Source organism: Microbacterium sp. Mcb102, assembly GCF_024519805.1.
In the GTDB taxonomy this organism is placed as follows: Bacteria; Actinomycetota; Actinomycetes; order Actinomycetales; family Microbacteriaceae; genus Microbacterium.
On record NZ_JALJRG010000006.1, the window covers coordinates 242,113 to 265,093 of the forward strand.

Here is a 22,981-nt window from a genome sequence, read left to right on the forward strand (position 1 = left end):
GATTGTTGCGAGGATGCCGGGGTGAGTCATCCTTCCGCCCTCGTCGCCGAACGCGTGAGGATGCGTCTCCGGTCCGAGGGCGTCGATCCCACCGTCGATCCGGACGCGGCCTGGCGGATCACTCACGCGGAGGTGCGTCGTCATGACGACCATGCCCTGGCGCGTGGGGAGGCCCTGATCGAGGATGAGGCGGCCTGCGTCCGCGAGGTGCTGGCATCCCTCAGCGGATTCGGGGCGCTGCAGCCCCTGCTCGACGATCCCGTGGTCGAGGAGATCTGGCTGAACGGCTCCGGCCACGTGCATGTGGCTCGTGAGGGCGTAGCGGAACGGACCCGGCTGCGACTCGACGAGATCGCGGTGCGCGATCTCGTCGAACGGATGCTGCAGTCCACCGGACGACGTGTGGACATCAGCCAGCCGTTCGTCGACGCGTCGCTGCCCGACGGCTCGCGTCTGCACGTGGCCATCGCCGATGTCGTGCGAGGGTCGTGGGCCGTCAACATCCGCAAGTTCCTGCCGAAGTACCGGTCTCTCGAGGCATTGACACGTCAGGGCATGATGCCCGCCACCGTCGCGGAGACCTTGCGGGGCGCGATGCACGACGGTCGCAGTGTGATCGTCTCAGGAGCGACGCATGCCGGCAAGACGACCGTGCTCGGGGCGCTGCTGGACTCGTGTGCCGGGTCGCAGCGCATCGTGACGGTCGAGGAGACCTTCGAGTTGGCCGTCGACGGCCCCGACCTCGTCGCGCTCCAAGGGCGTCAGGCCAGCCTGGAAGGCACAGGCGAGATCACCCTGCGCCGTCTGGTCAAAGAAGCGCTGCGCATGCGGCCGGATCGGCTGGTGGTCGGTGAGGTGCGCGACGCCGAGGCGCTCGATCTGGTGCTCGCGCTCAACACCGGCGTCCCCGGTGCCTGCACCGTACACGCGAGCTCCGCCACGGAGGCGCTCGAGAAGCTGAGCATCCTGCCGTTGCTGGCCGGCCGGAACATCGATCGCGGATTCATCGCTCCTGCGCTCGCGGCGTCGGTCGATCTCGTGGTGCACTGCGTCCGCGACCGTGCCGGGGAACGGCGGGTGCAGGAGATCATCGCTCCCACCGGCGACGTCGATGACGGACGCATCCGCACCACCCGGATCTATCAGGCCGAGGTCGCGTCGTGACGTTCCTCCTCGGGGCGGTTCTCGCGGCCGGAGTGCTCCTGTGCGCGTCTCCGTGGCTGTGGCCACCGAGACCGGATGCCGCCCCGACGGCCCCCAAGGCGCGACTGATCCGTTTGAACGCCGAGGCGGGGTTCGACAGTCTCTCGGCGCGCGCGCTCATCGCCGTGATCATGGCCGCCGGGCTCACCGCCGCCTCCACCGCATGGCTGCTGACCGGGCTCCCCATCCTCGTGCTGCTCGCCGCGTCGGCGGGAGCCTTGACGCCGATCATGTTCCTGCGCGGAAGGCGGCTGCGGCTGCGCCGGCTGCGTCGGCAGCTGTGGCCCGACGTCTGCGACCTTCTGATCGCGTCGATCCGGGTCGGGCTCTCCCTCCCCGATGCCGTGGCGAGCCTGGCCGAGTCCGCGCCCACGATGCTGCGACCCGCGTTCGGCGTGTTCGCCAGAGACCTGCAGTCGAGCGGTCGATTCGAGACGAGTCTCGACCGGCTGAAGTCGTCGTTGGCGGATCCGATCGGCGATCGCATCGTCGAGACGCTGCGGATGGCTCGTCAGGTCGGCGGTACCGAGCTGGTCGGCGTGCTTCGCGCGCTCTCCACCTCCGTGCGGGCGGATGCCGCGCTACGCGGAGAGGTCGAGGCGCGACAGTCGTGGATTCGTGGCGCAGCCGTCCTCGGCGCGATCGCGCCGTGGGTCATCCTCAGCCTGCTCGTCATGCGGCCGGAAGGGGCATCGGCGTACGGCACACCGGAAGGGGTGATCGTCATCTGCGTCGGTGCGGGGGTCTCGGTCATCGCCTTCCAGATCATGGTCCGCATCGGGCGGCTCCCGGAACCTCGGCGGTGGTTCGGGTGAGCGGGTTCTCGGCCCTCGCCTGTGCCGTTCTCGTCGGTGGCGGCTTCGCCGTCGGGGTGCTGAGCATCCTCGCCGGCCTCCCGCGCTGGCGGGCCGCTTCACTGAGCGTGCGGATCGGCCCCTACGTGCGAGAGGTGGTCCCGGATGAGGACCTCCCACGGGGTGTTCTCCCGCTCGCGGGCACACTGCCCGCGAACGCCCGAACTCTGTGGGGCGGGCTGCGGGACGTGTTCGAGCGCATACTCGGAGGCGGAGAGGTGCTTCGGCGGCGGCTCTCCCAGGCCGGTGTTTCGATGGAGCCGGCGACGTTCCGTGGCAGGCAGTTGGGCTGGGCGCTCGCCGGCATCGGGGCCGGCGCCGTCGTTCTGATCGTGCTCGCCCTGACCGGACGGCTGTCCGTTCCCACAGGCGTCATGCCCTTGCTGTGCGGCGCCGCCGCCGCGACCGCGTACGATCTGCAGCTGTCGGCACGGGCCAAGGCGCGCCGCGTGCGTCTCACCGATGAGCTTCCGACGACCCTGGAGTTCCTGGCCCTGTGCCTGTCGGCAGGCGAGGGGTTCCTCGATGCTCTGCGTCGTGTGGCCGCTGTCGGCTCCGGCGAGCTGACCGGCGAGCTCCGTGGCGTCGTGGTCGCGGTCGGCACCGGGTCGCCGCTCGCCGATGCGCTGACCGAGATGGCGAGACGCCTCGACCTGACCGCGCTGTCACGTGCCGTCGACCAGGTGATCGCCGCCCTCGAGCACGGGGCACCGCTCGCCGCCGTGCTGCATGCGCAGGCGGGAGACGCACGGGAAGACGCGAAGCGAACGCTCATCGAACAGGCAGGGCGCAAGGAGATCCTGATGCTGCTGCCGCTCGTCTTCCTCATCCTCCCGCTGTCGGTGTTGTTCGCCGTCTACCCGGGACTTTTCATCCTCCGACTCGGTATCGGCTGATCGGCCATGATGATCGGCCATGAAAGGACGACCATGTTTGCACCTTCACTGGACACCCGTCACCGACAGGGCACCCGGCGACGCTGGTGGCGCTCTGCAGCGAGCCGCGTCGACGCGTTCGCCCGCGACGAGACCGGAGACGTACCCGGCTGGGTGCTCGTCACGCTGATGACCGCCGGATTGGTCGTCTTGATCTGGGCTGTCGCCGGCCCCGCGCTGACCGCACTGTTCGAACAGGCCATCCAGCGCGTCTCCGGGCTCTGACATGCGCGTCGCGCGGGCACTGGCCGACGAACGCGGATCCAGCCCTGTCGAGTTCCTCCTGGTCGGCACGCTCCTGACCGCACTGACGCTCGGAGTCCTCCAGCTCGCGCTCGCCGTGTACGTGCGCAACGTGGTCCACGACGCGGCGGTGGAGGGCGCGTATCACGCGGCCCTCGCCGACACGACTCAGGAGGAGGGGATCGAGCGCACCCAGGAGGTCATCACCCGCGCGATCGGTGCGTCGTATGCCGAGGACGTCCGGATCGGTGCCTCGGGTGCTACGGGGCAGGAGACCGTGGACGTGCGAGTGCGCTCGACCTTTCCCCTCCTCGGATTGATCGGCGTGCCGTTCGCGATGGAGGTGGAGGCGCATGCACCGGTGGAGGCGTTCGGCGATCGATGACGCCGGTTCCGCGGCGCTCGAGTTCATCACCGTCGGCGTGATCCTGCTGGTGCCGCTGATCTACCTCGTCGTCGCGCTGGGAACGATTCAGGAGCAGATGCTCGGCGCGGAGGCGGCCTCACGCCACATCGCCCGCGCTATCGCGCAGGCCCCCGACGTCGCGTCGGCGGCGAGGCGCGGCGACCTCGTGCTCGCCGAGGTGATCGAGGAATACGGGCTCGATGCCGGCGCGGTCGACCTCACGCTCTCATGTCGCCCCACGGGCACCGAATGCCCTTCTGCCGGAGCGACGATCATCGTCACCGTCGCCACGCGGGCGCGACTCCCGCTGGTGCCGGAGATCCTCGCCTTGGATCGATCCACCGCGGTGCCCGTGCAGGCGCAATCCGTGCAGAAGATGTCGAGGCTGTGGGGCTCGGAGTGAGCGGCCGCAGTATGCGCGGAGCGCGGGCGGCCGGCATGGGCGATGACGGCAGCACGCTTCCGTTGATCCTCGGCTATGTGCTCCTCACCCTGGTGGTGATCTTCGTGTGTGTCTGCGCCACCGATCTCTATCTCGCGCAGAAGCGACTGGACGCGCTCGCCGACTCCGCCGCGCTCGCCGGGGCGGACGGATTCACCGTGCAGGCGATCGATGGTGCGGTCCGGGCCGAGCTGACGGATGCCGCGGTGACGGAGCAGGCGGCCGAGTTGGTGAGTGCATTGCCGGGGGAGGCGTCACTCGTCTCGGCCAGGACTCCGGACGGGGTGTCTGCGCGAGTGACCGTGGCGGCCTCGTGGCATCCGCCCCTGTTGTCCCCGTTCGTGCCCGACGGCGTCCGCCTGGAGTCCACGGCGACCAGTCGCACCGCGCTGCGTTGACGAGCGAGTCGGTTCAGCGGGGATCGCGCAGCTGCGTGAGCAGGCCGTCGAGCCGGGGTTCGAGCTGTGGTGGTATCGCGGTAGGCAGCGCGTCGACCGGCCACCAGCGCAGATCCTCGGATTCGTCGCTGACGGTGAGCACTGCATCTCGATCGACCACGACGGCGATCCCGATGTCGAGGTGCGAGACGCAGGCACCGAAGCGGGAGGACAGCGCATGGTGGTCGAGGTCGTACGCGAGGGGAGCGGCCGGTGGGTCCGTCACGATACCGGTCTCCTCACGCAGCTCCCGCAGTGCTGCGCTCACGACAGAGTCGTCGCCGCGCTCGACGTGACCCCCCGGCTGCACCCAGAACTGTCCCTTGCGGTGGAAGACGAGCAGCGTGTGTTGCAGCGAGGCGTCGAAGACCACGCACGAGGCGGTCAGATGATCCGGACCTGAGCCGCGATGCACCGGCCCCCGGGCCTCCCCGAAGAACGAGGCGAAGTCCGCGTGTGCGCGGCGGTCACGCTCGGAGCGGGGCACGAACGTCGAGACCAGACGATGGGCATCGGCCGTCAGATTCGTGATCATTCCGCACCCTCGTCGGTCGGGTTGTCGTTCGGTCGCTCCCGCGGTACGAACCTCGGTATCCAGCGCACGAACCCTGCCGCGCCGACGAGACCGATCACACCCATGGCGGCTGCGGCGAACGGCAGTGCGGCGACGGCGGTTATCGCCGAGACCAGCAACGGCGCGAGCGCACCGCCGGCATCGGTCAGCGTCCGCCAGGAGCCCAGGAAGGCGGCCGGCTCGCGCTTCGGGGCCACGTCCGCGCCGAGAGTCAGCAGGATGCCGCTGGACAGGCCGTTGCCGACGCCCAGCACCGCCGCGAACATCCCGAACCACAGCACCGCGGCGTCGACATCGTGCGTGAACGACAGGGCGAGGAAGCCAGCACCCATCAGCACCATCGCGGGCATCGCCGCCCACAACCGCCCGAAGCGGTCCATCACCTGGCCACTCGCATAGAACAGCGCGAAGTCGATCGCGCCGGAGACGCCGACCACGAGGGCGATCGTCGAGGCATCCAGTCCCAGCGAGAGTCCCCACAGAGGGAGCACGACCTGTCGGGCGGATCGGACGGCGGAGAGTGAGGCGGCGGCCAGTCCGAGGCGCCCGAGCACCGCGCGCTGTCGCCACATGGTCTGGAAGATCCCCAGCCGTTCGATCGTCGGGATGGATCCGCTCACGGCCTCACCGGAGTCCTCCAGATAGCGCTCGTGAGTGGTCGACGGAAGGGGAGCGATCGCTTTCTCGGGGTCGGGCCCGAAGAGGACCAGCACGACCATCACGACGAGGCAGCCCAGGAAGAACCAGATCGCCGCACTCTCGCTGCCGAAGAGCTGCAGGAGCCCGGCGGCGACGAACGGCCCGATGAAGATTCCAAGGCGGAAGCTGCCGCCGAGCAGCGAGAGGGAGCGCGCACGGAAGGCGACCGGCACGCGGGTGGTCATGAACGCGTGACGGGCGAGGCCGAAGGCCGCCGCGCAGATGCCGAGCAGGAACACCGACGCCGCGAGCACACCGAGCGAGGGCGCGAACACCATCCCGATCCCTGCGATGATCGCGATCACGCCGGCGATTACCATCGTGTACCGCTCGCCGATCCTGCCCACCGCCCATCCGGCAGGGAGGTTGCCGCACAGCTGGCCGATCACCAACGCCGACGCCACGAGCGCGGCGAACGCCACGTCCGCGCCCATGGATGCCGCCAGCACCGGGATGAGCGGGATCACGGCGCCCTCGCCGAGCGCGAACAGGACCGTCGGCAGGTACACCATGGGCCCGAACTGTCGAAGGACCGCCGATGCACTGCTCACGTCTTCACGCTACTCCGGCCGATGTGCCGTCGAAGACGAGGTCCCCGTGCGTGCGGGCGGCACGTTAGGCTGAGGTGTCATGCTCGAACTAGATCTCTCCGCCGAAATCCAGGCGCTCAGGCACACCTTCGGCGACATCAGCGAGGTCGTCGATGTCTCCCGTCTCCGCGACGACATCGCGCGTCTCAGCGAGGAGGCGGGTGCCCCCGACCTCTGGGACGACACCGAGAACGCGCAGAAGGTCACCAGCGCACTCAGCCACCGTCAGTCCGAGCTCGCCCGCATCACCGGCATCGCGCAGCGTCTCGACGACCTCGAGGTGCTCGTGGGTCTCGCGAACGAGATGGGGGATGAGGAGTCCGCGCAGGAGGCTCGCACCGAACTCGCCTCGCTCACCGACCTGATCAACCAGCTCGAGGTGCAGACTCTGCTCGACGGCGAGTACGACGAGCGCAGCGCCATCATCACCATCCGCTCCGGTGCGGGCGGCGACGACGCCACCGACTTCGCCGAGATGCTGATGCGCATGTACCTGCGCTGGGCCGAGCGCCACAAGTACCCGGTCAAGGTCATGGACACCTCCTACGCGGAGGGCGCCGGCATCAAGTCGGCGACGTTCGAGATCGACGCGCCCTACGCGTTCGGCACCATCTCGGTCGAGGCCGGCACCCACCGTCTGGCCCGCATCAGCCCGTTCGGATCAGCCGACAAGCGTCAGACGTCGTTCGCCGCGGTCGAGGTCATCCCGCTGATGGAGGAGGCGACCGAGGTCGACATCCCCGAGAACGACATCCGCGTCGATGTGTTCCGGTCCTCCGGCCCCGGCGGTCAGTCGGTCAACACGACCGACTCCGCTGTGCGCCTGACGCACCTTCCGACCGGCATCGTCGTGTCGATGCAGAACGAGAAGTCGCAGATTCAGAACCGCGCCGCCGCCATGCGCGTGCTGCAGACCCGACTGCTGCTGTTGCAGAAGGAACAGGAAGCAGCGAAGAAGAAGGAGCTCGCGGGCAACATCACCGCGAGCTGGGGTGACCAGATGCGCTCGTACTTCCTCTACGGCCAGCAGCTGGTGAAGGATCTGCGCACCGGCCAGGAGTCGGGCAACCCGGCTGCCGTGTTCGACGGAGACCTGGATGACTTCATCTCCGCGGGCATCCGCTGGCGCAAGCGCAAGATCGAAGACTGAATCCATGAAGAAGGCCCCGGATCACTCCGGGGCCTTCTTCGTGTGACTCGTCAGTATTTCGCACCCTCGAGAGTGCCGGTCACGTCTTCATAGCTGTACAGGATGCACTGGACGGTGCGATCGTCCGCGCGGGCCCAGGAGGTCTCCGTCGGCTGATAGGTGTAGAAATCCAGCACCGAGTCTTCGTAGGCGATGCCGACGTATGCGTCGAAGTGCGAGGCGCAGCCGTCCCATGCCGCTTCGCCGAGAGCATCGTCGCCGGGGAACGCCTCCTCATCGACCTCGAAGATGAAGTACACCTCATCCGTATGCGGCCGCTCGCACGGGACGACGGGCAACTCGTAGATCTGACCCGTGTCCTCGTAGTCGACGAACGGCAGGCAGTCGCCGACCTCGAGCTCGGCGAAGGGCACCATCTCGGCACCCTCGATCGACGCGGGGTCCGTGCGCTCCTCGGCGCTCGCAGCGGCGTCGGCCGGGGCCGAGACGGTCGCGAGCAGCAGCAGCGACACGGCGAACGCCAGGAGCGCTCCGATCGCCGACACCACCAGCCCCGTGATCCCCGGCCACTTGCGGCCGCGGAGGAACAGGGACACGAGCGACAGCACGAATCCGACGCCGAGAAGCGCCCAGCCGACGATCGAGATCACCGGGATGCAGGCGCACACGACGCCGACGACCACCACGGCGAGACCGATGATTCCGAGCACCGACACTCCGGGCGCGGGTGGCTGCGGTGCCGGCGCACCCCACGCTCCGCCGGGTGCTCCGACGAGGTCGGGCGCGATCACCCGCTCGGTCGACACCCCCGACGAGGGCAGCGTGTAGGGCGGGGTGAACGGCGCTGTGGCGGGCGACGGCACGGCGGAGGCAACCGGCTCGACCGGCGGTCGTTCCGGGGCCACCGGCGCATCGTCGGAGGTCCGCACGTGCGCGGTCCACTGCGTGCCGTCCCACCACCGCAGGCTGCCGGAGCCGTCGTCATACCAGCCGGCAGGCGTCGTCATCAGATGGTTCCGCTCGTCCGACGGCTCAGGGGACGAAGCACGCGGTGATGGCTTCGGTGTCGCCCAGTACCTCGGCGAAACCGTACGCGGCGTCGACATCCGTCAGCGTGCCGTCGCTCTCCGCGATCGCGCGCAGCGTCGAGTTGTCGAGCTCGGACTCGACGAGAAGGTCCGAGAGGCACGTGATCTGCGGCTCGGTGTAGCCCTCCGTGCCTTCGGCGGCCAGGATCGCGGTCAGTCCGACCGCCACCTCGGCCGAGGTGGGACGCGTGCCGTCGTCGGCGCCGTCCGTCCCGTCGGTCTCGCCCGGCTCGGTGGCTTCGATCGACGGCGAGGAGCTGGGCAGGTTGTTCATCTCTTCACTCGCGTTCTGGGCGATAGCGAAGAAGAAGACGAAGAACATCACGGCGCTGATGATGCCGCCGACCACGGAGAGGATCAGGCCGGCGATCCCCGGCCACTTCTTCCCCTTCAGGAAGAGCGAGATGAGGGAGACGATGAAGCCCGCGCCGAGGAGGATGAAGCCGATGAAGCCGATCAGCGGGATGAACGCCAGGATCGTGCCGACGGCCGACAGTCCGAGTCCGACGAGTCCGAGCACCGACGGCTTCTTCGGAGCTTCCGGCTCGGTCTGCACGTACGGGGCAGCTGCGGGATAGCCGGAGGCTGCTCCCGCGCCGGGGTATGCCGGAGCCGCGCCCGGGTAGCTCGAGACGGGCTGTTCCGGCGTGGCCGTGGGGGAGTAGTCGGGCGCGGCCGGGGCCGCGTAGGCGGCCACGTCGTCGCCGAGCGGTGTGGTCGCCGCGTTCGGCGCCTCGGCGGAGGTGCGGATCACGGTGTCATCGGTGGACGGTGCCTCCGGTGCGTCATAAGAGGGCTCCTCGTCGACGGCGGGAGCGTCGGTCGCCGGTGTCTCGATTCCGATCGACGCCTCGGCGGCATCCGGTGCCACCGGTGCCGACTCCGCATCGGCTGCGGCGGTCGCGTCCGGAGCGAAGTGCTCCGTCCACTGCTCACCGTCCCACCACCGCTGGCGTCCGCTGCCGTCGTCGTACCAACCTGCAGGTGTCGTGCTCATGGGTCCCCCTCGAAGACGATTCGGCCGCTCCATGGTGCGACCGCACCCTTATGTATAGCAGTGGCCGGTGACTTCGCAGGGAGTTCCTGATGGGGAGCAATCCCCATGCTCTCCGGATGCGGACGCGCCGGTGCGGGGTGTCGCTCGCGGTCAGCAGGAGGGGCGCGCTTAGGCTCGAACCGTCATGATTCGGTTCGAGAACGTCACGAAACGCTACCGCGGGACGTCGAAGCCCGCCCTCTCCGGTGTCGACTTCGAAGTGCAACGCGGGGAGTTCGTCTTCCTCGTCGGCGCCTCGGGCTCCGGCAAGTCCTCCTGTCTTCGTCTGATCCTGCGCGAAGACGTACCCACGGCAGGCCGCGTCGCCGTGCTCGGCCGGGACCTCCGCTCGCTCGCCAACCGCAAGGTGCCCTATTTCCGGCGCCACATCGGTTCGGTGTTCCAGGACTTCCGCCTCCTGCCGTCGAAGACGGTCTACCAGAACGTCGCCTTCACCCTGCAGGTGACCGGCTCTTCGCGCGGATTCATCCAGCAGGCAGTGCCCGAGGCACTCGCGCTCGTGGGACTCGACGGCAAGCAGAAGCGCATGCCGCATGAGCTGTCCGGCGGCGAGCAGCAGCGCGTCGCGATCGCTCGTGCCCTCGTCAATCGTCCGCAGGTGCTGCTCGCCGACGAGCCCACAGGCAACCTCGACCCTGCGACCTCCGTCGACATCATGCAGCTTCTCGCTCGCATCAACGCCGGCGGCACGACCGTGCTGATGGCTACGCACGAGGCCGGCTTCGTCGACCAGATGCAGCGCCGGGTGATCGAGCTGCGCGACGGCGAGATGGTGCGTGACGAGGTTCACGGCGGATACGGCGACACCTCCAACATCCCGCGCCTCGTGCCGGAGAAGGTGCGCGGTGCTGCCGCCGCAGCGGCGTTGACGGCGGTGCAGGAGGTCCAGCGTCAGACGGCGGACCTCTCCTCGGTCCGCGCTGCCTTGGCCGAGGAGCTCAGCTCCCAGCGGAAGGCCGCCGCAGACGAGCGCGCCTCGGATGCTCCGGCAGGTGCTCCGCAGAAGGCCGAACCCCCGCGCACGGTCGAGCCACCGGAGTCGAGCGCCGTCCCGGCGACCGGCGCCATCGCCGCTGTCGTGGAGCCGCCGACCGTCGCGGAATCACCGGCCGTCGTCGAGCCGCCGACCGTGACGGAGCCGCCCGCGGTCGTCCGACCGCGCACGCACCCGATCACCCTGCCCACCGTCGATGTCGCCGAGCTCGGAGTCGCAGATCGCCTCGGGCTCTCCGACGAAGACGACGAGGAAGTGGGCCCGACCTCATGAGAATCGGACTCATCCTGACCGAGGCCCTGGGCGGTCTCCGACGGAACATCTCGATGGTCATCTCGGTGATCCTCGTCACCTTCGTCTCCCTCACCTTCGTCGGCGCGGCGATCCTGATGCAGTCGCAGATCGGCGTCATGCGGGGTTACTGGGCCGAGCGTGCCCAGGTCGCCGTGTACATGTGCTCCGCGGTCTCGGAATCCGACACCTGCATCGACGGAGCCGCGAGCGAGGAGCAGGTGGCCGCGGTCCGGGCGCAGCTCGAAGGCGACGCGCTGGCACCGCTCATCAGCTCGCTGACCTTCGATACCAAGGAGGACACGTACGCCAAGCTCGTCGAGCAGCTCGGCGAGGACCAGGCGAGTGTGCTCACGCCCGACCAGGCATTCGAGGTCTTCTTCGTGACGATGAAAGACCCGGGGCAGTCGCAGGTGCTCGCCGAGGCATTCAGCGGCCAGGCCGGAGTGGAGCAGGTCAAGGATCAGCTCCAATACCTCGAACCGCTGTTCTCCGCTTTGACCGTCGCGACGTATATCGCCGTCGGCATAGCGGTGCTCATGCTGATAGCGGCGACCCTGCTGATCGGGACGACGATCCGGTTGTCGGCGTATGCGCGTCGCAAGGAGATCGGCATCATGCGCCTGGTCGGCGCCTCGAACCGGTTCATCCAGACACCGTTCGTGCTCGAAGGCGTGTTCGCGGCGTTCCTCGGCTCGGCGCTGGCCAGTGCCGCGGTCGTCGCCGGCATGCATTTCGGGGTGAACGGCTACCCGCGAGGTCGCGTCCCGTTCATCACGACCTGGGTGACGATGCAGGACGCGATGCTCGTCGTCCCGGTGCTGATCGGCATCGGCATCGTCCTGGCCGCGTTGTCCGCCGGCTTCGCGATCAGGCGTTGGCTCCGTACCTGATATCCTGAAAGGCTGCTCGGTCGGAACGATCGATCGGGCTCATCACGGCAACAGGAGAGCATCATGCCCAGGGAACGCGGAGAGAAGGTCGTCGCGACCAATCGTCGCGCACGTCACGACTACACGATCGAGAAGTCGTACGAGGCGGGGATGGTGCTCACCGGCACCGAGGTCAAGTCACTGCGTCAGGGGCGCGCCAACCTCAGCGACGGTTACGCGTTCGTGAAGGGCAACGAGGTCTTCCTCGATTCGGTGCACATCCCGGAGTACTCCCAGGGGCATTGGACCAATCACTCGGCGAAGCGGATCCGCAAGCTGCTGCTGCATCGCGAGGAGATCGCCAAGATCGCGCATGCCGTCTCGGCAGGTGGATACACCCTGATCCCGCTGAAACTGTACTTCTCCGATGGGCGGGCGAAGGTCGAGATCGCCCTCGCCAAGGGAAAGCGCGAGTACGACAAGCGGCAGACCCTGCGCGAACGTCAGGACACCCGCGAGGCGGATCGTGCCATGCGCCTGCGCAATCGCGTGGGCGAGTAGCGACCGGTCGTCACAGCGTCGGCTCGAAGCCGAACGCGCGGCCGAGGAAGATCAGTTCACGCTCGAGCGCGTCGATGATCGTGTCGGCACTGCGGAATCCGTGCCCCTCAGCGGGGTAGAGGACATACTCGTGGTCGACGCCTCGGGCGGCCAGCGCGTCTCTGATCGCCTCGGACTGCGAGGGCGGGACCACTCGATCTTCTCCGCCCTGCAGCAGCAGCACGGGGACTCCGATGCGATCCGCGTGGGTGAGTGGTGATCGTTCGACGTAGATGTGCTCGTACTCGGGGAGAGGCCCCACGAGACCGTCGATGTACGACGCCTCGAAGTCGTGCGTGTCGGCGACCAGCATCCGCAGATCGGCCACGCCGTAGCGGCTGATCCCCGCGGCGAAGGCCCCGCCGTGCACGAGCGCGGACAGCACCGTCCAGCCGCCTGCGGATCCACCGCGGATGGCGATGCGGGACGGGTCGGCGAGGCCGGCATCCGCGAGGCCCTGTGCGGCGGCGATCACGTCGTCGACGTCCACGACGCCCCATCGGCGGTCCAGGCGTTCGCGGTAGGCGCGTCCGTAGCCGGTGGAGCCGCCGTAGTTGACGTCGAGCACGCCGATTCCCCTGCTCGTGTAGAACGCGTTGGCGGCGGAAGCCGCGCCGGTGACGTGCGCGGTCGGTCCGCCGTGCACCAGCACCACGTACGGGGGGAGCTCGTCGGCGGGGGCTGTCGCGTCGGGGTTCGCCGGGGGGTAGGCGAAGGCGTGCACGACTCCGTGCCTTCCGTCGACCTCGATCGGCACAGCGCGCGGCATCCATTCGGCATCGACGGGCTCACCTCCGCGCACGGCGACGGTCGCGCCGGAGTCCACATCGATGCACCACAGGCCGGCGGTCACGCCGGAGCCACTGCCGGAGAGCAGCACGCGCGACCCGTCCACATCGTCGATGCTCACATGGCCGTCGGCCGGGATATCGATCGGGCGTGCGGCACCGTCCGGTGAGATCAGGACGACCTCGTCGCGCCCGTTCGTGCGGGTCGCGACGATGCGTCCGTCGGTGAGCGGCCGATACCAGCGGTTGCCGAGCACCCAGAGTCCGTAGCCGGTGTCGGCATCGGTCGGGCTGAGCGCGCGCGGTGCGCCGACCGGCGAGACTCCGTCGAGCTCGATGCGATGCAGGCCCCAGCGGTCGTCCGGATCATCGGCGAACATCAGCTCCGTCTCGCTGAGCCACTCGGGCTGCAACGCCGCTCGAGTGGGGATCTCGTGCACGTCGCTGCCGTCGCTCTGCGCGATCTGCAGCTGCGAGGCCTCCCAGGGCATCCGTCCGCGGTTCCAGGTGATCCAGGCGACGCGGCCGCCGTCGGGCGAGAGTGCGGGGTGAGCGAAGAAGCCGTCGCCCTCGACGATGACTCGAATTCCGGACGCGTCCTCCGCGGCGGAGCCGTCGATCGGGATCTCGACGATCGCGCGGGTATGCGGGGCGGCCGACAGATCTTCGCGCACGGCGAGCAGACGGCCGTCTTGCACGCGGAGGCCTCCGTGCGATGGCCCCGCCGGTGTCAGCGGGACGGGCTCGGCACCGGCGACCAGTCGATGGACGCGCTGATCGCCGGCATCGACGAAGTACAGGATGCCCGTGGAATCGGCGGTCCATGCCCCGCCGCCGTACTCGTGTACACGGGAGCGAGCACTCCAGGGCGCCGGGAGCATCTCGGCTCCCGAGGAGCTTCGCACCGTGACCCGCCCCTTCTCGGCGGGCACGGATTCTCCCCACCAGATCTCGGAGCCGACGAAGCGCGCCCCGTCGATGCGCGGGGAGGATGCCGCGACGGAGGCTGCGGAGAACGGAGAGGGCCAGGAACCGTGAGGCGACGACATGCTCCGAGCCTATGGTCTGAACTCAGACGGCGCGCAGCACCGCCACGACCTTACCGAGCACCACGGACTCGTCGCCGAGGATGGGTTCGAAGGAGGAGTTTCGGGGGAGGAGCCAGGTGTGGCCGTCGCGACGGCGCAGCACCTTGACCGTGGCCTCGCCGTCGAGCATCGCGGCCACGATCTCGCCGTTCTCCGCATTGTTCTGCGAGCGCACGACGACCCAGTCGCCGTCGCAGATCGCGGCGTCGATCATCGACTCGCCCGAGACCTTGAGCATGAAGAGGTCTCCTTTGCCCACCAGTTGACGGGGGAGAGGGAAGATCTCCTCCACCTGCTGATCGGCGGTGATCGGCACGCCGGCGGCGATGCGACCGACCAGGGGCACGAGCGCCGCGTCGCCGACCGGAGTCGCCACGTCGGCGGGGTTCTCGCCGCTGGCGCCGGGGAGATCGATCAGGACCTCCATGGCACGTGTCTTGCCGGGGTCGCGTCGCAAGTAGCCGCTCAGTTCGAGTTGACCGAGTTGGTGGGTCACGCTCGACAGGGACTTCAGGCCGACGGCGTCTCCGATCTCCCGCATGCTCGGCGGGTAGCCGTGATGAGCGATGGAGTTCTGGATGACCTCGAGGATCGCCATCTGCTTGGGGCTCAGGCTCTTGCGGCGTCGCGTCCGCGGTGCCTCCGACTCGGGGGCCGAGTTCTCGCTCATGGTGCTCCTTAAGTGCGGTGTTCCGACGTCGCTCTTCGAATGTCGGAGGCCCGTGGTGTGGTGTTCTCATCGAAACCGTATCCGAGAAACGGCCCGATCTGGAAGATCTGTTCGAGCGTGTCGGCAGAATCGTGCATCCGGTTTCGAAGACAACTTGACAGATGTTCGAACTCGAAGATATCTTCGGTACGTAGCTTCGCATTCACGGCTCCCGGCCGAGACGGGAATGCGAACGCTACGCCAACTTCCCCGGCAGCTTCACCGCTCCGGGACAGGCTAAGGAGCACCACATGAGCAGCATCGGCTTCAGCACCGCGGCAGTCATTCCGGCGTCGACCCGTCCTACGACGCGACTCCGTCTGACCACGCGCGGTCGCGCCGTGCTGCTGGGGTTCGCCTCCGTGCCGCTCGCGATCGGCATCGCCTTCGCCGCACTCAGCGGTGGCAGTGCGATCGCCTCGGGCGCAGACACGGCAGCCGTCAGTGTCGAGACCGTGACCGTCATGCCCGGTGACACTCTCTGGTCGATCGCCACCGGTGTCGCCCCCGGCGCCGACCCGCGCGACGTCATCGGTGAGATCAGCCGTATGAACCTGCTGCGTGGCGGTGAGCTCCAGATCGGCCAGACGCTCGCCATCCCGGCCCAGTACGTGGACTGATCCCGTCGCGCCCGAGCTGCAGCAACTTTGCGTCATCGACTCGGGGCGCCGCTTAACATGGGAAGGGTGACCCTCTCCCTCAACGATCTCCCGCTACGCGACGATCTTCGCGGACTGACTCCGTACGGCGCTCCTCAGGCACCGCTCCCGATCGCCCTCAACGTGAACGAGAACACGCATCCCATTCCGGACGCGGTGGCGAGCGACATCCTCGACGACATCGCGCTCGCGATCCGTGATGTGAACCGTTATCCCGACCGGGAGTTCACCACTCTTCGCGAGTCGTTCGCAGAGTATCTGGGTCACGGCCTCACCCCGGAGCAGATCTGGGCGGGCAACGGCTCGAACGAGGTGCTCCAGCACATCCTGCAGGCCTTCGGCGGCCCCGGGCGCACGGCCTTCGGTTTCGCGCCGACCTACTCGATGTACCCGCTCATCGCGCAGGGCACGGGCGCGCAGTGGATCCCCGGGACGAGGCAGCCCGACTACACGATCACACCGGAGGAGGCAGCGGAGCAGGTGCGCACCGCGGACCCCGACGTGATCATCCTGTGCACCCCGAACAATCCCACCGGCACCCCGCTCGGCCTGGACGTCGTCGAAGCCGTCTACGAGGCGGCGCGGGGCATCGTGATCGTCGACGAGGCCTACCAGGAGTTCGCACCGCACGACGCGCCTTCCGCGCTGACACTCCTCGAGGGGCGCCCGCGCCTGGCGGTCTCGCGCACGATGAGCAAGGCCTTCGCCTTCGCCGGTGCGCGAGTCGGGTATCTGGCGGCAGATCCGACGTTCATCGATGCGTTGCGTCTGGTGCGCCTGCCCTATCACCTGAGCACGCTCACCCAGGCTGCGGCCGTCGCCGCTCTGCGCAACTCCGACGTGATGCTCGGCATGGTCGAGGAGATCGTCGAACAGCGCGACCGCATCACAGCGACCCTCGAGGCGCTCGGATATACGCCCCACGAATCCTGGTCGAACTTCGTCCTCTTCGGCGGCATCGCCGATCCGCGTGCGACGTGGCAGCAGCTCTTCGACCGCGGCGTGCTGGTGCGTGATGTCGGCATCCCCGGTCATCTCAGGGTCAGCGCGGGCACCGAGGCCGAGACCACCGCGTTCCTCGATGCTCTGGCCTCGATATGATCGGCATCATGAGCACCCCGTCATCGACCCCGCGCACCGCGAGCCGCGTGCGCAGCACGTCGGAGTCCACCGTCGAACTCGAGCTGAACCTCGACGGCACGGGGGCGAGCCGCATCGACACGTCGGTGCCGTTCTTCGACCACATGCTCACCGCTTTCGCGAAGCACTCGCTGACCGACCTGACCGTGCGCGCTTCGGGCGACACGGACATCGATGCGCACCACACCGTCGAAGACGTGTCGATCGTGCTCGGACAGGCGATCCTCGAGGCGCTGGGCGACAAGTCCGGCATCTCCCGCTACGGCGATGCGCTCGTGCCGCTCGACGAGGCGCTCGCGCAGGCGGTCGTCGACATCTCGGGTCGTCCGTACCTCGTGCACACCGGCGAGCCCGCCGGATTCGAGCACCACCTCATCGGTGGGCACTTCACCGGCTCGTTGGTGCGTCACTCTTTCGAGGCGATCACCTTCAACGCCGCGCTGACCGTCCACGTGCGTGTGCTGGGCGGCCGCGACCCGCACCACATCGCCGAGGCGGAGTACAAGGCTTTCGCCCGCGCGTTCCGCCAGGCAAAAGCACTCGATCCGCTGGTCGACGGGATCCCGTCCACCAAGGGTGCACTGTGAGCGCGAGTCCCCGCGTCGCCGTCTTCGACTACGAGTCGGGCAACGTCCACTCGGCTGTCAAGGCGCTGGCCGCTGCCGGCGCGGATGCCGTGCTGACGCGCGACCGCAAGGCCGCCCTGGAGGCCGACGGTCTCCTGGTTCCGGGCGTCGGCGCGTTCCAGGCGGTCCGTGACGCGCTCCACGCACACGGCGGCGACGAGATCATCGACCGGCGTCTGGCCGGCGGACGACCGGTGCTCGGGATCTGCGTCGGCATGCAGGTGCTCTTCGAGCACGGGGTCGAGCGCGGGCACGACACCGCGGGCCTCGGCGAGTGGCCCGGAGCGGTCACCGAGCTCAACGCACCCGTGCTGCCGCACATGGGCTGGAACACCGTCGAGCCCGGCGCGGACAGCGTGCTCTTCCGGGGCCTGGAACATGAGCGTTTCTACTTCGTGCACTCCTACGCCGCCCAGTCCTGGGAGCTCGACGTCATCCCGCCGTTCCCCGAGCCCGTGCTGACCTGGACGACCTACGGCGACCCCTTCCTCGCCGCCGTCGAGAACGGTCCGCTCTCGGCAACCCAGTTCCACCCCGAGAAGTCGGGCGAAGCGGGCATCCAGCTCCTGCGCAACTGGGTCGGGAGTCTCTGACACCCATCGTGGACGTCATCCGTTTTGTCACCCGCTCTCCGGCGGACTACCCTCGGTTCTCGTGCCCGCTCCGGGCTGCAGACCTTCCCTAGCCAAGGACCCCATGAACGACTTCGCGCAGTCTCCCTCGCTCACGCTCCTTCCCGCGGTCGATGTCGCCGGTGGCAAGGCCGTCCGCCTCACCCAGGGCGAGGCCGGAACCGAGACGAGCTACGGCGACCCGCTCGACGCGGCAGGGGAGTGGGCCGCACAGGGCGCGAAGTGGATCCACCTCGTCGACCTCGACGCCGCTTTCGGCCGCGGGAGCAACGCGCCGATCCTGCGCAAGGTCATCAAGCAGTTCAAGGGCGTCAGCATCGAGCTCTCGGGCGGCATCCGCGACGACGCGACCCTCGAGGCGGCGCTCGAGAGCGGCGCCACCCGGATCAACCTCGGCACGGCCGCACTGGAGAACCCCGAGTGGGCCGCCGATGTGATCGGTCGTTACGGCGAAGCGATCGCGGTCGGCCTCGACGTGCGCGGCACCACGCTCGCCGCACGTGGTTGGACCAAGGAGGGCGGCGACCTCTGGGAGGTCCTCGAGCGCCTGGAAGACGCCGGATGCAGCCGCTACGTCGTCACGGACGTGACGAAGGACGGCACGCTTCGCGGCCCGAACCTCGAGCTCCTTCGCGAGGTGACCTCGCGCACACCGAAGCCGGTCGTCGCATCCGGGGGGATCTCCAACCTCGACGACATCGCCGCGCTCCGTGAACTCGTGCCGCTGGGCGTCGAGGGTGCGATCGTCGGCAAGGCCCTGTACGCCGGTGCGTTCACGCTGGCTGAGGCACTGGATGTCGCAGGAGACTGACGGCCACGCCTGCGGGCCCGAGTCGCACAACCACGGAGACTCGGCCGGTGTCCCCTGGGAGGGACGCAGCTTCGAGTCGAATCCGCACGCGGCGGACGACGGCTCGGCCGACCCGGCGCTGCTGGCCGCACTGCTGCGCTTCCGCGCCGGCGAAGGCAGTCAGGTGGAAGTCGTCGACGCTTTCCGCTCGGCTCGCGTGCTGATCCCTCTGATCGCCGAGAAGGGTGAGGAAGGCGTCGCGCCGAGCGGCCTCGCCGTCGACAAGACGCAGGAGCTGTCGATCGTCACGGTCGCGGCTCCCGACGGGCGACGGGTGCAGCCGGTTTTCTCCTCCGTCGAGGCGATGCAGAAGTGGGATCCCACGGCACGCCCGATTCCCGTGGAGGCGCTCCGGGCGGCGCTGGCGGCGTCAGCCGAAGACACCGACCTGATCGTGCTCGACCCGACGGCCGACACGGAGTTCGTGATCCGGCGGCCGGCCGTCTGGGCGATCGCCCAGGAGCATGCCTGGGAGCCGAGCTTCCTCTCCACCGAGGTCTACACCGCGCTCCAGGAGAGTGTGGCCCACGAACTGGCCGTGATCGACGTGGCGGTGGCGTCCGGCGACCCCGACGCACGTCTGCGCGGCCCGGAGCTGATCGTGGTCCTGGAACTCGTCGACGGTCTGGAGCGCGAGGTGCTCGACGCCGTGCTCTCGCGTCTGGCTCAGCGCTGGGCGTCGGACGACCGCATCGCCGTCCTGGCGGACTCGCTCACGGTGAAGCTCCGCCGCAGCGTCTGAGCGCGCTTCGCTACGATCGGGGCATGTCCCGAGGTCTCCTGCGCGCCATCGCCGTCGTTGCTCTCCTCGGGGGCGCCGTTACCGGCAGCTCGGGCTGCGCGCTGGCTTGCCCCGCGATCGGATGGACGAACGCCGTCGCACTCGAGACCACCGCCGTAGCGGGGGTGGTGGCGGTCCAGTTCTGCGTCGCGGGGGAGTGCTCACCGACGCCGGGTACCGAGCCGACCTCATCGACCAACCTGTTCATGGTGACGCCTCAGGGTGACGGGACGTGGGTTCTCGGGTTCGACATGTCGACGCCCGACGGCGTCGACATCCGCCTGTTCGACGCCCAGAACACGCTCATCCACGAGTCCGAGGAATCGATCTCGTGGACGCACTCGGATGAACCGTGCGGCGGCCCCTCGACCGCGGATCCGATCGTCCTCGAATCCTGAACTAGTTGACCGGCCCGGTCCACTTCTCGCCCGGACCCTTGCCGATGGGGTCGGGGATCGTCGATGCCTCGCGGAACGCGAGCTGCAGGGAGCGGAGCCCGTCGCGGAGCGAGCGTGCGTGCATGTCGCTGATCTCGGGGGCGCCGGCGGTGATGAGCCCGGCGAGGGCGTTGATGAGCTTGCGAGCCTCGTCGAGGTCGAGCTGTGCCGCCGCGTCGGGGTCGTCGGCGAGGCCGAGCTTGACGGCGCCGGCGCTCATGAGGTGCACGGCCGCCGTGGTGATCACCTCGACCGCGGGTACGTCGGCGATGTCTCGAGTGGCCGACGACGCAGCCTCCTCCTGACGTGCCCAGCGCTCTTCGCGCTCGCGTGCAGCCTCGTCCGGTGCCTGGTTCGTCACTTCGCCTTGCTTTCTGTTAGACTTTGGCGGGCTCCGGAGCGTCATGCTCCGGATCGAAAGAGGATTCACTTCCCACCCGCGCTTGCCGTTCAAGGCTACCGGGTCTTGCACTCCACCGGCTCCGTTCGCAAGACGGACCCGGCAGGCAGGGTGCGGAGCCGGCGTCTGAATGCCGGTGGGTGGGGACGATTCCGATTTCGCCCGTGATGCAGACAGCGTCGCGGTGGCCGAATCACATCGTCTAAGGAGTTCCGCATCAGCGATCCCCGTACCAATGAGCGCATCCGCGTCCCCGAGGTCCGCCTCGTCGGCCCCGCGGGTGAGCAGATCGGCGTCGTCCGCATCGAGGCAGCGCTGCGCCTCGCGCAGGAAGCCGATCTCGACCTCGTCGAGGTCGCCCCCAACTCGAAGCCGCCCGTCGTCAAGATCATGGACTACGGCAAGTTCAAGTACGAGGCCGCCCAGAAGGAAAAGGAAGCGCGCCGCAACCAGGCGAACACGATCCTCAAGGAAGTCCGCTTCCGTCTGAAGATCGAGGCTCATGACTACACGACCAAGCTGAAGCGCGCCGAGGGCTTCCTCAAGGCCGGCGACAAGGTCAAGGCCATGATCCTGTTCCGTGGTCGTGAGCAGTCGCGTCCCGAGCAGGGTGTGCGTCTGCTGCGCAAGTTCGCCGAAGACGTGGCCGAGCTCGGAACGGTCGAGTCGAACCCGACCATCGACGGTCGCAACATGGTCATGATCGTGGCTCCGCTGAAGAGCAAGTCCGAGGCCAAGCAGGAGCAGAACGCGGTTCGCGACGCACAGCGCGCGGCGAACAAGCAGGCATCCCGCGACGCCAAGAGCGATGCCGACGCACCGGCAGAAGCTGCCGCGGAGTAGATCCGCCCCAGAACTCCCGCACCGCGGGTTGACACCGTCGCCTGAGAAGGCGCCATACGAAGGAAGAGAAGATGCCGAAGCAGAAGACCCACTCGGGTGCTAAGAAGCGCTTCAAGATCACCGGCAGCGGCAAGCTGAAGAAGCAGCAGGCCGGGATGCGCCACAACCTCGAGCACAAGTCGAGCCGTCGCACCCGTCGTCTGAACCAGGACCAGGTGCTCTCGAAGGCTGACACCAAGGTCGCGAAGAAGCTTCTCGGCCGCTGACGCGCGCCCGAACGCACGAATAGGAACACAGGAAAATGGCAAGAGTCAAGCGGGCAGTAAACGCCCACAAGAAGCGCCGGGTCATCCTCGAGCGCGCAAAGGGTTACCGCGGTCAGCGTTCGCGCCTCTACCGCAAGGCCAAAGAGCAGGTCATCCACTCGCTGGTCTACTCGTACCGTGACCGTCGCAAGCGCAAGGGTGACTTCCGTCGCCTCTGGATCCAGCGCATCAACGCTGCGGCTCGCCAGAACGGCATCACGTACAACCGCTTCATCCAGGGCCTCGGCCTCGCGGGTGTCACCGTCGACCGTCGCATGCTCGCCGACCTCGCGGTCAACGACGCTGCCACGTTCACGACGCTGGTCGAGACGGCGAAGAAGGCTCTGCCCTCCGACGTCAACGCACCGAAGTCGGCTGCGTAAGCATCTCGCTTCAAACGGGCGCCTCCCTTCGGGGAGGCGCCCGTTTCGCGTATCCGGCGTCCGCGGTGACCCTAGACTGTGAACGTGCTGGAGAACCCCCGTTCGCCCCGAGTCCGTGCTGTCGCGAAGCTGACCAAGCGCAGCGCGCGAACCGAGACGGGCCTGTTCCTTCTGGAAGGTCCGCAGTCGGTGCGTGAAGCGCTCACGTATCGCCCGGAGGCGATCGTCGAGCTGTTCGCGACGCCGAGCGGGTGGGAGAAGCACCCGGACATCCGTGCCAAGGCCGCCGACGCCGACATCGACGTCGAGTACGTCACCGAGTACGTATTGAACGCGATGGCCGACACGGTCACTCCGCAGGGATTGGTCGCCGTCGTCCAGCAGACTCCGACCTCGGTGCGTGACATCTTCGATGCCTCGCCTCGTCTCGTGGCGATCTGCGAAGAGGTGCGCGACCCCGGGAACCTGGGCACGATCATCCGCGCGGCCGATGCGGCGGGCGCGGATGCCGTCGTGCTGACCGGCCGGACCGTCGATCCGTACAACCCGAAGGTCGTGCGCGCCACGACCGGGTCGCTGTTCCACCTCCCGGTCTCGGTCGGGGGAGACCTCGCCGACGTCGTGAAGCGCGCGCACGCCGCGGGTCTGCGCATCCTCGCCGCCGACGTGAAGGGCGCCGATCTGCTGGAAGCCCGCGCGGACGGAGTGCTCGCCGAGCCGACCGGATGGCTGTTCGGAAACGAGGCGCGGGGTCTGGAAGACGATGCTCTCGCCTTGGCCGACCAGGTGCTGCGGCTGCCGATCTTCGGCAAGGCCGAATCCCTCAATCTGGCGACCGCAGCGAGCGTCTGCCTGTACGAGAGCGCCTTCGCACAGCGGGCGACCTCTGTCGGCTGACGTCCGGC

General features: G+C 68.4%; 29 protein-coding genes. 22 read left to right on the forward strand and 7 right to left on the reverse strand.

From position 1 onward, the window contains the following. The first annotated feature begins 21 nt into the window (after positions 1 to 21). From OC372_RS15550 to OC372_RS15580, 7 genes are read left to right on the forward strand one after another with little or no spacing between them, the layout of a single operon-like run. Positions 22 to 1,164: a CpaF family protein gene (locus OC372_RS15550; RefSeq protein WP_262002613.1), complete on the forward strand. Its 1,143-nt coding sequence runs from the start codon at positions 22 to 24 to the stop codon at positions 1,162 to 1,164. After that, positions 1,161 to 2,018, forward strand: a complete 858-nt coding sequence (locus OC372_RS15555; RefSeq protein ID WP_262002614.1) for a type II secretion system F family protein — start codon at positions 1,161 to 1,163, stop codon at positions 2,016 to 2,018. Before OC372_RS15550 ends, OC372_RS15555 begins: the two co-directional genes overlap by 4 nt. Then, on the forward strand, positions 2,015 to 2,953 hold the full coding sequence (locus tag OC372_RS15560) for a type II secretion system F family protein (protein WP_029262507.1): 939 nt from the start codon (positions 2,015 to 2,017) through the stop codon (positions 2,951 to 2,953). The genes OC372_RS15555 and OC372_RS15560 overlap by 4 nt, the downstream gene beginning before the upstream one ends. Positions 2,954 to 2,986: 33 nt before the next feature. Beyond that, a complete protein-coding gene (locus tag OC372_RS15565) occupies positions 2,987 to 3,217 on the forward strand; it encodes a hypothetical protein (protein WP_262002615.1) in 231 nt (76 codons plus the stop codon). A gap of 1 nt (position 3,218) precedes the next feature. Further along, positions 3,219 to 3,620: a TadE/TadG family type IV pilus assembly protein gene (locus tag OC372_RS15570; protein WP_262002616.1), complete on the forward strand. Its 402-nt coding sequence runs from the start codon at positions 3,219 to 3,221 to the stop codon at positions 3,618 to 3,620. Then, entirely contained in the window at positions 3,589 to 4,044 is a 456-nt protein-coding gene (locus OC372_RS15575; protein ID WP_262002617.1) for a TadE family protein, read from the forward strand. The genes OC372_RS15570 and OC372_RS15575 overlap by 32 nt, the downstream gene beginning before the upstream one ends. Further along, complete coding sequence (locus OC372_RS15580) at positions 4,041 to 4,481, forward strand: pilus assembly protein TadG-related protein (protein ID WP_315985401.1); 441 nt, start codon at positions 4,041 to 4,043, stop codon at positions 4,479 to 4,481. The genes OC372_RS15575 and OC372_RS15580 overlap by 4 nt, the downstream gene beginning before the upstream one ends. Before the next feature lie 13 nt (positions 4,482 to 4,494). On the opposite strand, the gene OC372_RS15585 is transcribed toward OC372_RS15580, so the two are convergent. Together OC372_RS15585 and OC372_RS15590 are read right to left on the reverse strand one after the other, a co-directional pair. Further along, positions 4,495 to 5,055: an NUDIX hydrolase gene (locus OC372_RS15585; RefSeq protein ID WP_262002618.1), complete on the reverse strand. Its 561-nt coding sequence runs from the start codon at positions 5,053 to 5,055 to the stop codon at positions 4,495 to 4,497. After that, positions 5,052 to 6,305, reverse strand: coding sequence for an MFS transporter (locus OC372_RS15590; protein ID WP_105710853.1), 1,254 nt, complete (start codon positions 6,303 to 6,305; stop codon positions 5,052 to 5,054). Before OC372_RS15590 ends, OC372_RS15585 begins: the two co-directional genes overlap by 4 nt. A 118-nt stretch (positions 6,306 to 6,423) precedes the next feature. Between OC372_RS15590 and prfB the strand changes: the two genes are divergently transcribed. Then, the gene (gene prfB / locus OC372_RS15595; protein ID WP_029262501.1) at positions 6,424 to 7,533 is read left to right on the forward strand and encodes a peptide chain release factor 2; all 1,110 of its coding nucleotides are present in this window, start codon (positions 6,424 to 6,426) and stop codon (positions 7,531 to 7,533) included. Positions 7,534 to 7,583: 50 nt separating this feature from the next. On the opposite strand, the gene OC372_RS15600 is transcribed toward prfB, so the two are convergent. Continuing rightward, the gene (locus OC372_RS15600) at positions 7,584 to 8,540 is read right to left on the reverse strand and encodes a DUF2510 domain-containing protein (protein WP_262002619.1); all 957 of its coding nucleotides are present in this window, start codon (positions 8,538 to 8,540) and stop codon (positions 7,584 to 7,586) included. 25 nt (positions 8,541 to 8,565) lie between these two features. Continuing rightward, entirely contained in the window at positions 8,566 to 9,618 is a 1,053-nt protein-coding gene (locus OC372_RS15605) for a DUF2510 domain-containing protein (protein WP_262002620.1), read from the reverse strand. A gap of 184 nt (positions 9,619 to 9,802) precedes the next feature. On the opposite strand from OC372_RS15605, the gene ftsE reads away from it, so the two are divergent. From ftsE to smpB, 3 genes are all read left to right on the forward strand, one after another. Beyond that, positions 9,803 to 10,945 (forward strand): cell division ATP-binding protein FtsE, encoded by a 1,143-nt coding sequence (gene ftsE / locus OC372_RS15610; RefSeq protein ID WP_105710850.1) that lies wholly within the window; start codon positions 9,803 to 9,805, stop codon positions 10,943 to 10,945. Continuing rightward, positions 10,942 to 11,856, forward strand: coding sequence for a permease-like cell division protein FtsX (ftsX, locus tag OC372_RS15615; RefSeq protein ID WP_262002621.1), 915 nt, complete (start codon positions 10,942 to 10,944; stop codon positions 11,854 to 11,856). The genes ftsE and ftsX overlap by 4 nt, the downstream gene beginning before the upstream one ends. A gap of 63 nt (positions 11,857 to 11,919) precedes the next feature. Further along, positions 11,920 to 12,396 (forward strand): SsrA-binding protein SmpB, encoded by a 477-nt coding sequence (smpB, locus tag OC372_RS15620; RefSeq protein WP_021199784.1) that lies wholly within the window; start codon positions 11,920 to 11,922, stop codon positions 12,394 to 12,396. A 10-nt stretch (positions 12,397 to 12,406) separates the two neighbouring features. On the opposite strand, the gene OC372_RS15625 is transcribed toward smpB, so the two are convergent. Together OC372_RS15625 and lexA are read right to left on the reverse strand one after the other, a co-directional pair. After that, positions 12,407 to 14,272: a prolyl oligopeptidase family serine peptidase gene (locus OC372_RS15625; RefSeq protein ID WP_262002622.1), complete on the reverse strand. Its 1,866-nt coding sequence runs from the start codon at positions 14,270 to 14,272 to the stop codon at positions 12,407 to 12,409. Positions 14,273 to 14,294: 22 nt separating this feature from the next. Then, positions 14,295 to 14,981, reverse strand: a complete 687-nt coding sequence (lexA, locus tag OC372_RS15630) for a transcriptional repressor LexA (RefSeq protein WP_029262496.1) — start codon at positions 14,979 to 14,981, stop codon at positions 14,295 to 14,297. Positions 14,982 to 15,271: 290 nt separating this feature from the next. Between lexA and OC372_RS15635 the strand changes: the two genes are divergently transcribed. The 7 genes from OC372_RS15635 (at position 15,272) to OC372_RS15665 (ending at position 20,106) form a co-directional block, all read left to right on the forward strand. Next, a complete protein-coding gene (locus tag OC372_RS15635; RefSeq protein WP_029262495.1) occupies positions 15,272 to 15,640 on the forward strand; it encodes a LysM peptidoglycan-binding domain-containing protein in 369 nt (122 codons plus the stop codon). 57 nt (positions 15,641 to 15,697) lie between these two features. Beyond that, positions 15,698 to 16,780, forward strand: coding sequence for a histidinol-phosphate transaminase (locus OC372_RS15640; RefSeq protein WP_262002623.1), 1,083 nt, complete (start codon positions 15,698 to 15,700; stop codon positions 16,778 to 16,780). A gap of 8 nt (positions 16,781 to 16,788) precedes the next feature. Beyond that, positions 16,789 to 17,406: an imidazoleglycerol-phosphate dehydratase HisB gene (gene hisB, locus OC372_RS15645; RefSeq protein WP_029262493.1), complete on the forward strand. Its 618-nt coding sequence runs from the start codon at positions 16,789 to 16,791 to the stop codon at positions 17,404 to 17,406. Next, the gene (gene hisH, locus OC372_RS15650) at positions 17,403 to 18,038 is read left to right on the forward strand and encodes an imidazole glycerol phosphate synthase subunit HisH (RefSeq protein WP_262002624.1); all 636 of its coding nucleotides are present in this window, start codon (positions 17,403 to 17,405) and stop codon (positions 18,036 to 18,038) included. The genes hisB and hisH overlap by 4 nt, the downstream gene beginning before the upstream one ends. Before the next feature lie 103 nt (positions 18,039 to 18,141). Beyond that, positions 18,142 to 18,888, forward strand: a complete 747-nt coding sequence (gene priA, locus OC372_RS15655) for a bifunctional 1-(5-phosphoribosyl)-5-((5-phosphoribosylamino)methylideneamino)imidazole-4-carboxamide isomerase/phosphoribosylanthranilate isomerase PriA (RefSeq protein WP_029262491.1) — start codon at positions 18,142 to 18,144, stop codon at positions 18,886 to 18,888. Continuing rightward, complete coding sequence (locus OC372_RS15660) at positions 18,872 to 19,669, forward strand: SseB family protein (RefSeq protein ID WP_029262490.1); 798 nt, start codon at positions 18,872 to 18,874, stop codon at positions 19,667 to 19,669. Before priA ends, OC372_RS15660 begins: the two co-directional genes overlap by 17 nt. Positions 19,670 to 19,692: 23 nt before the next feature. Next, a complete protein-coding gene (locus tag OC372_RS15665) occupies positions 19,693 to 20,106 on the forward strand; it encodes a hypothetical protein (protein ID WP_262002625.1) in 414 nt (137 codons plus the stop codon). A gap of 1 nt (position 20,107) precedes the next feature. Here the strand turns inward: OC372_RS15665 and OC372_RS15670 are convergent, their stop codons facing one another. Then, positions 20,108 to 20,506, reverse strand: a complete 399-nt coding sequence (locus tag OC372_RS15670; RefSeq protein WP_029262488.1) for a DUF1844 domain-containing protein — start codon at positions 20,504 to 20,506, stop codon at positions 20,108 to 20,110. A gap of 231 nt (positions 20,507 to 20,737) precedes the next feature. On the opposite strand from OC372_RS15670, the gene infC reads away from it, so the two are divergent. The 4 genes from infC to OC372_RS15690 all read left to right on the forward strand — a co-directional run bounded on the left by infC (position 20,738) and on the right by OC372_RS15690 (position 22,973). Next, positions 20,738 to 21,388: a translation initiation factor IF-3 gene (gene infC, locus OC372_RS15675; protein WP_081860006.1), complete on the forward strand. Its 651-nt coding sequence runs from the start codon at positions 20,738 to 20,740 to the stop codon at positions 21,386 to 21,388. A gap of 71 nt (positions 21,389 to 21,459) precedes the next feature. Then, the gene (gene rpmI, locus OC372_RS15680) at positions 21,460 to 21,654 is read left to right on the forward strand and encodes a 50S ribosomal protein L35 (RefSeq protein ID WP_017828564.1); all 195 of its coding nucleotides are present in this window, start codon (positions 21,460 to 21,462) and stop codon (positions 21,652 to 21,654) included. A gap of 35 nt (positions 21,655 to 21,689) precedes the next feature. After that, positions 21,690 to 22,076, forward strand: a complete 387-nt coding sequence (rplT, locus tag OC372_RS15685; protein ID WP_029262486.1) for a 50S ribosomal protein L20 — start codon at positions 21,690 to 21,692, stop codon at positions 22,074 to 22,076. An 84-nt stretch (positions 22,077 to 22,160) separates the two neighbouring features. After that, a complete protein-coding gene (locus OC372_RS15690) occupies positions 22,161 to 22,973 on the forward strand; it encodes a TrmH family RNA methyltransferase (protein ID WP_262002626.1) in 813 nt (270 codons plus the stop codon). The last annotated feature ends 8 nt before the right edge of the window (positions 22,974 to 22,981 follow it).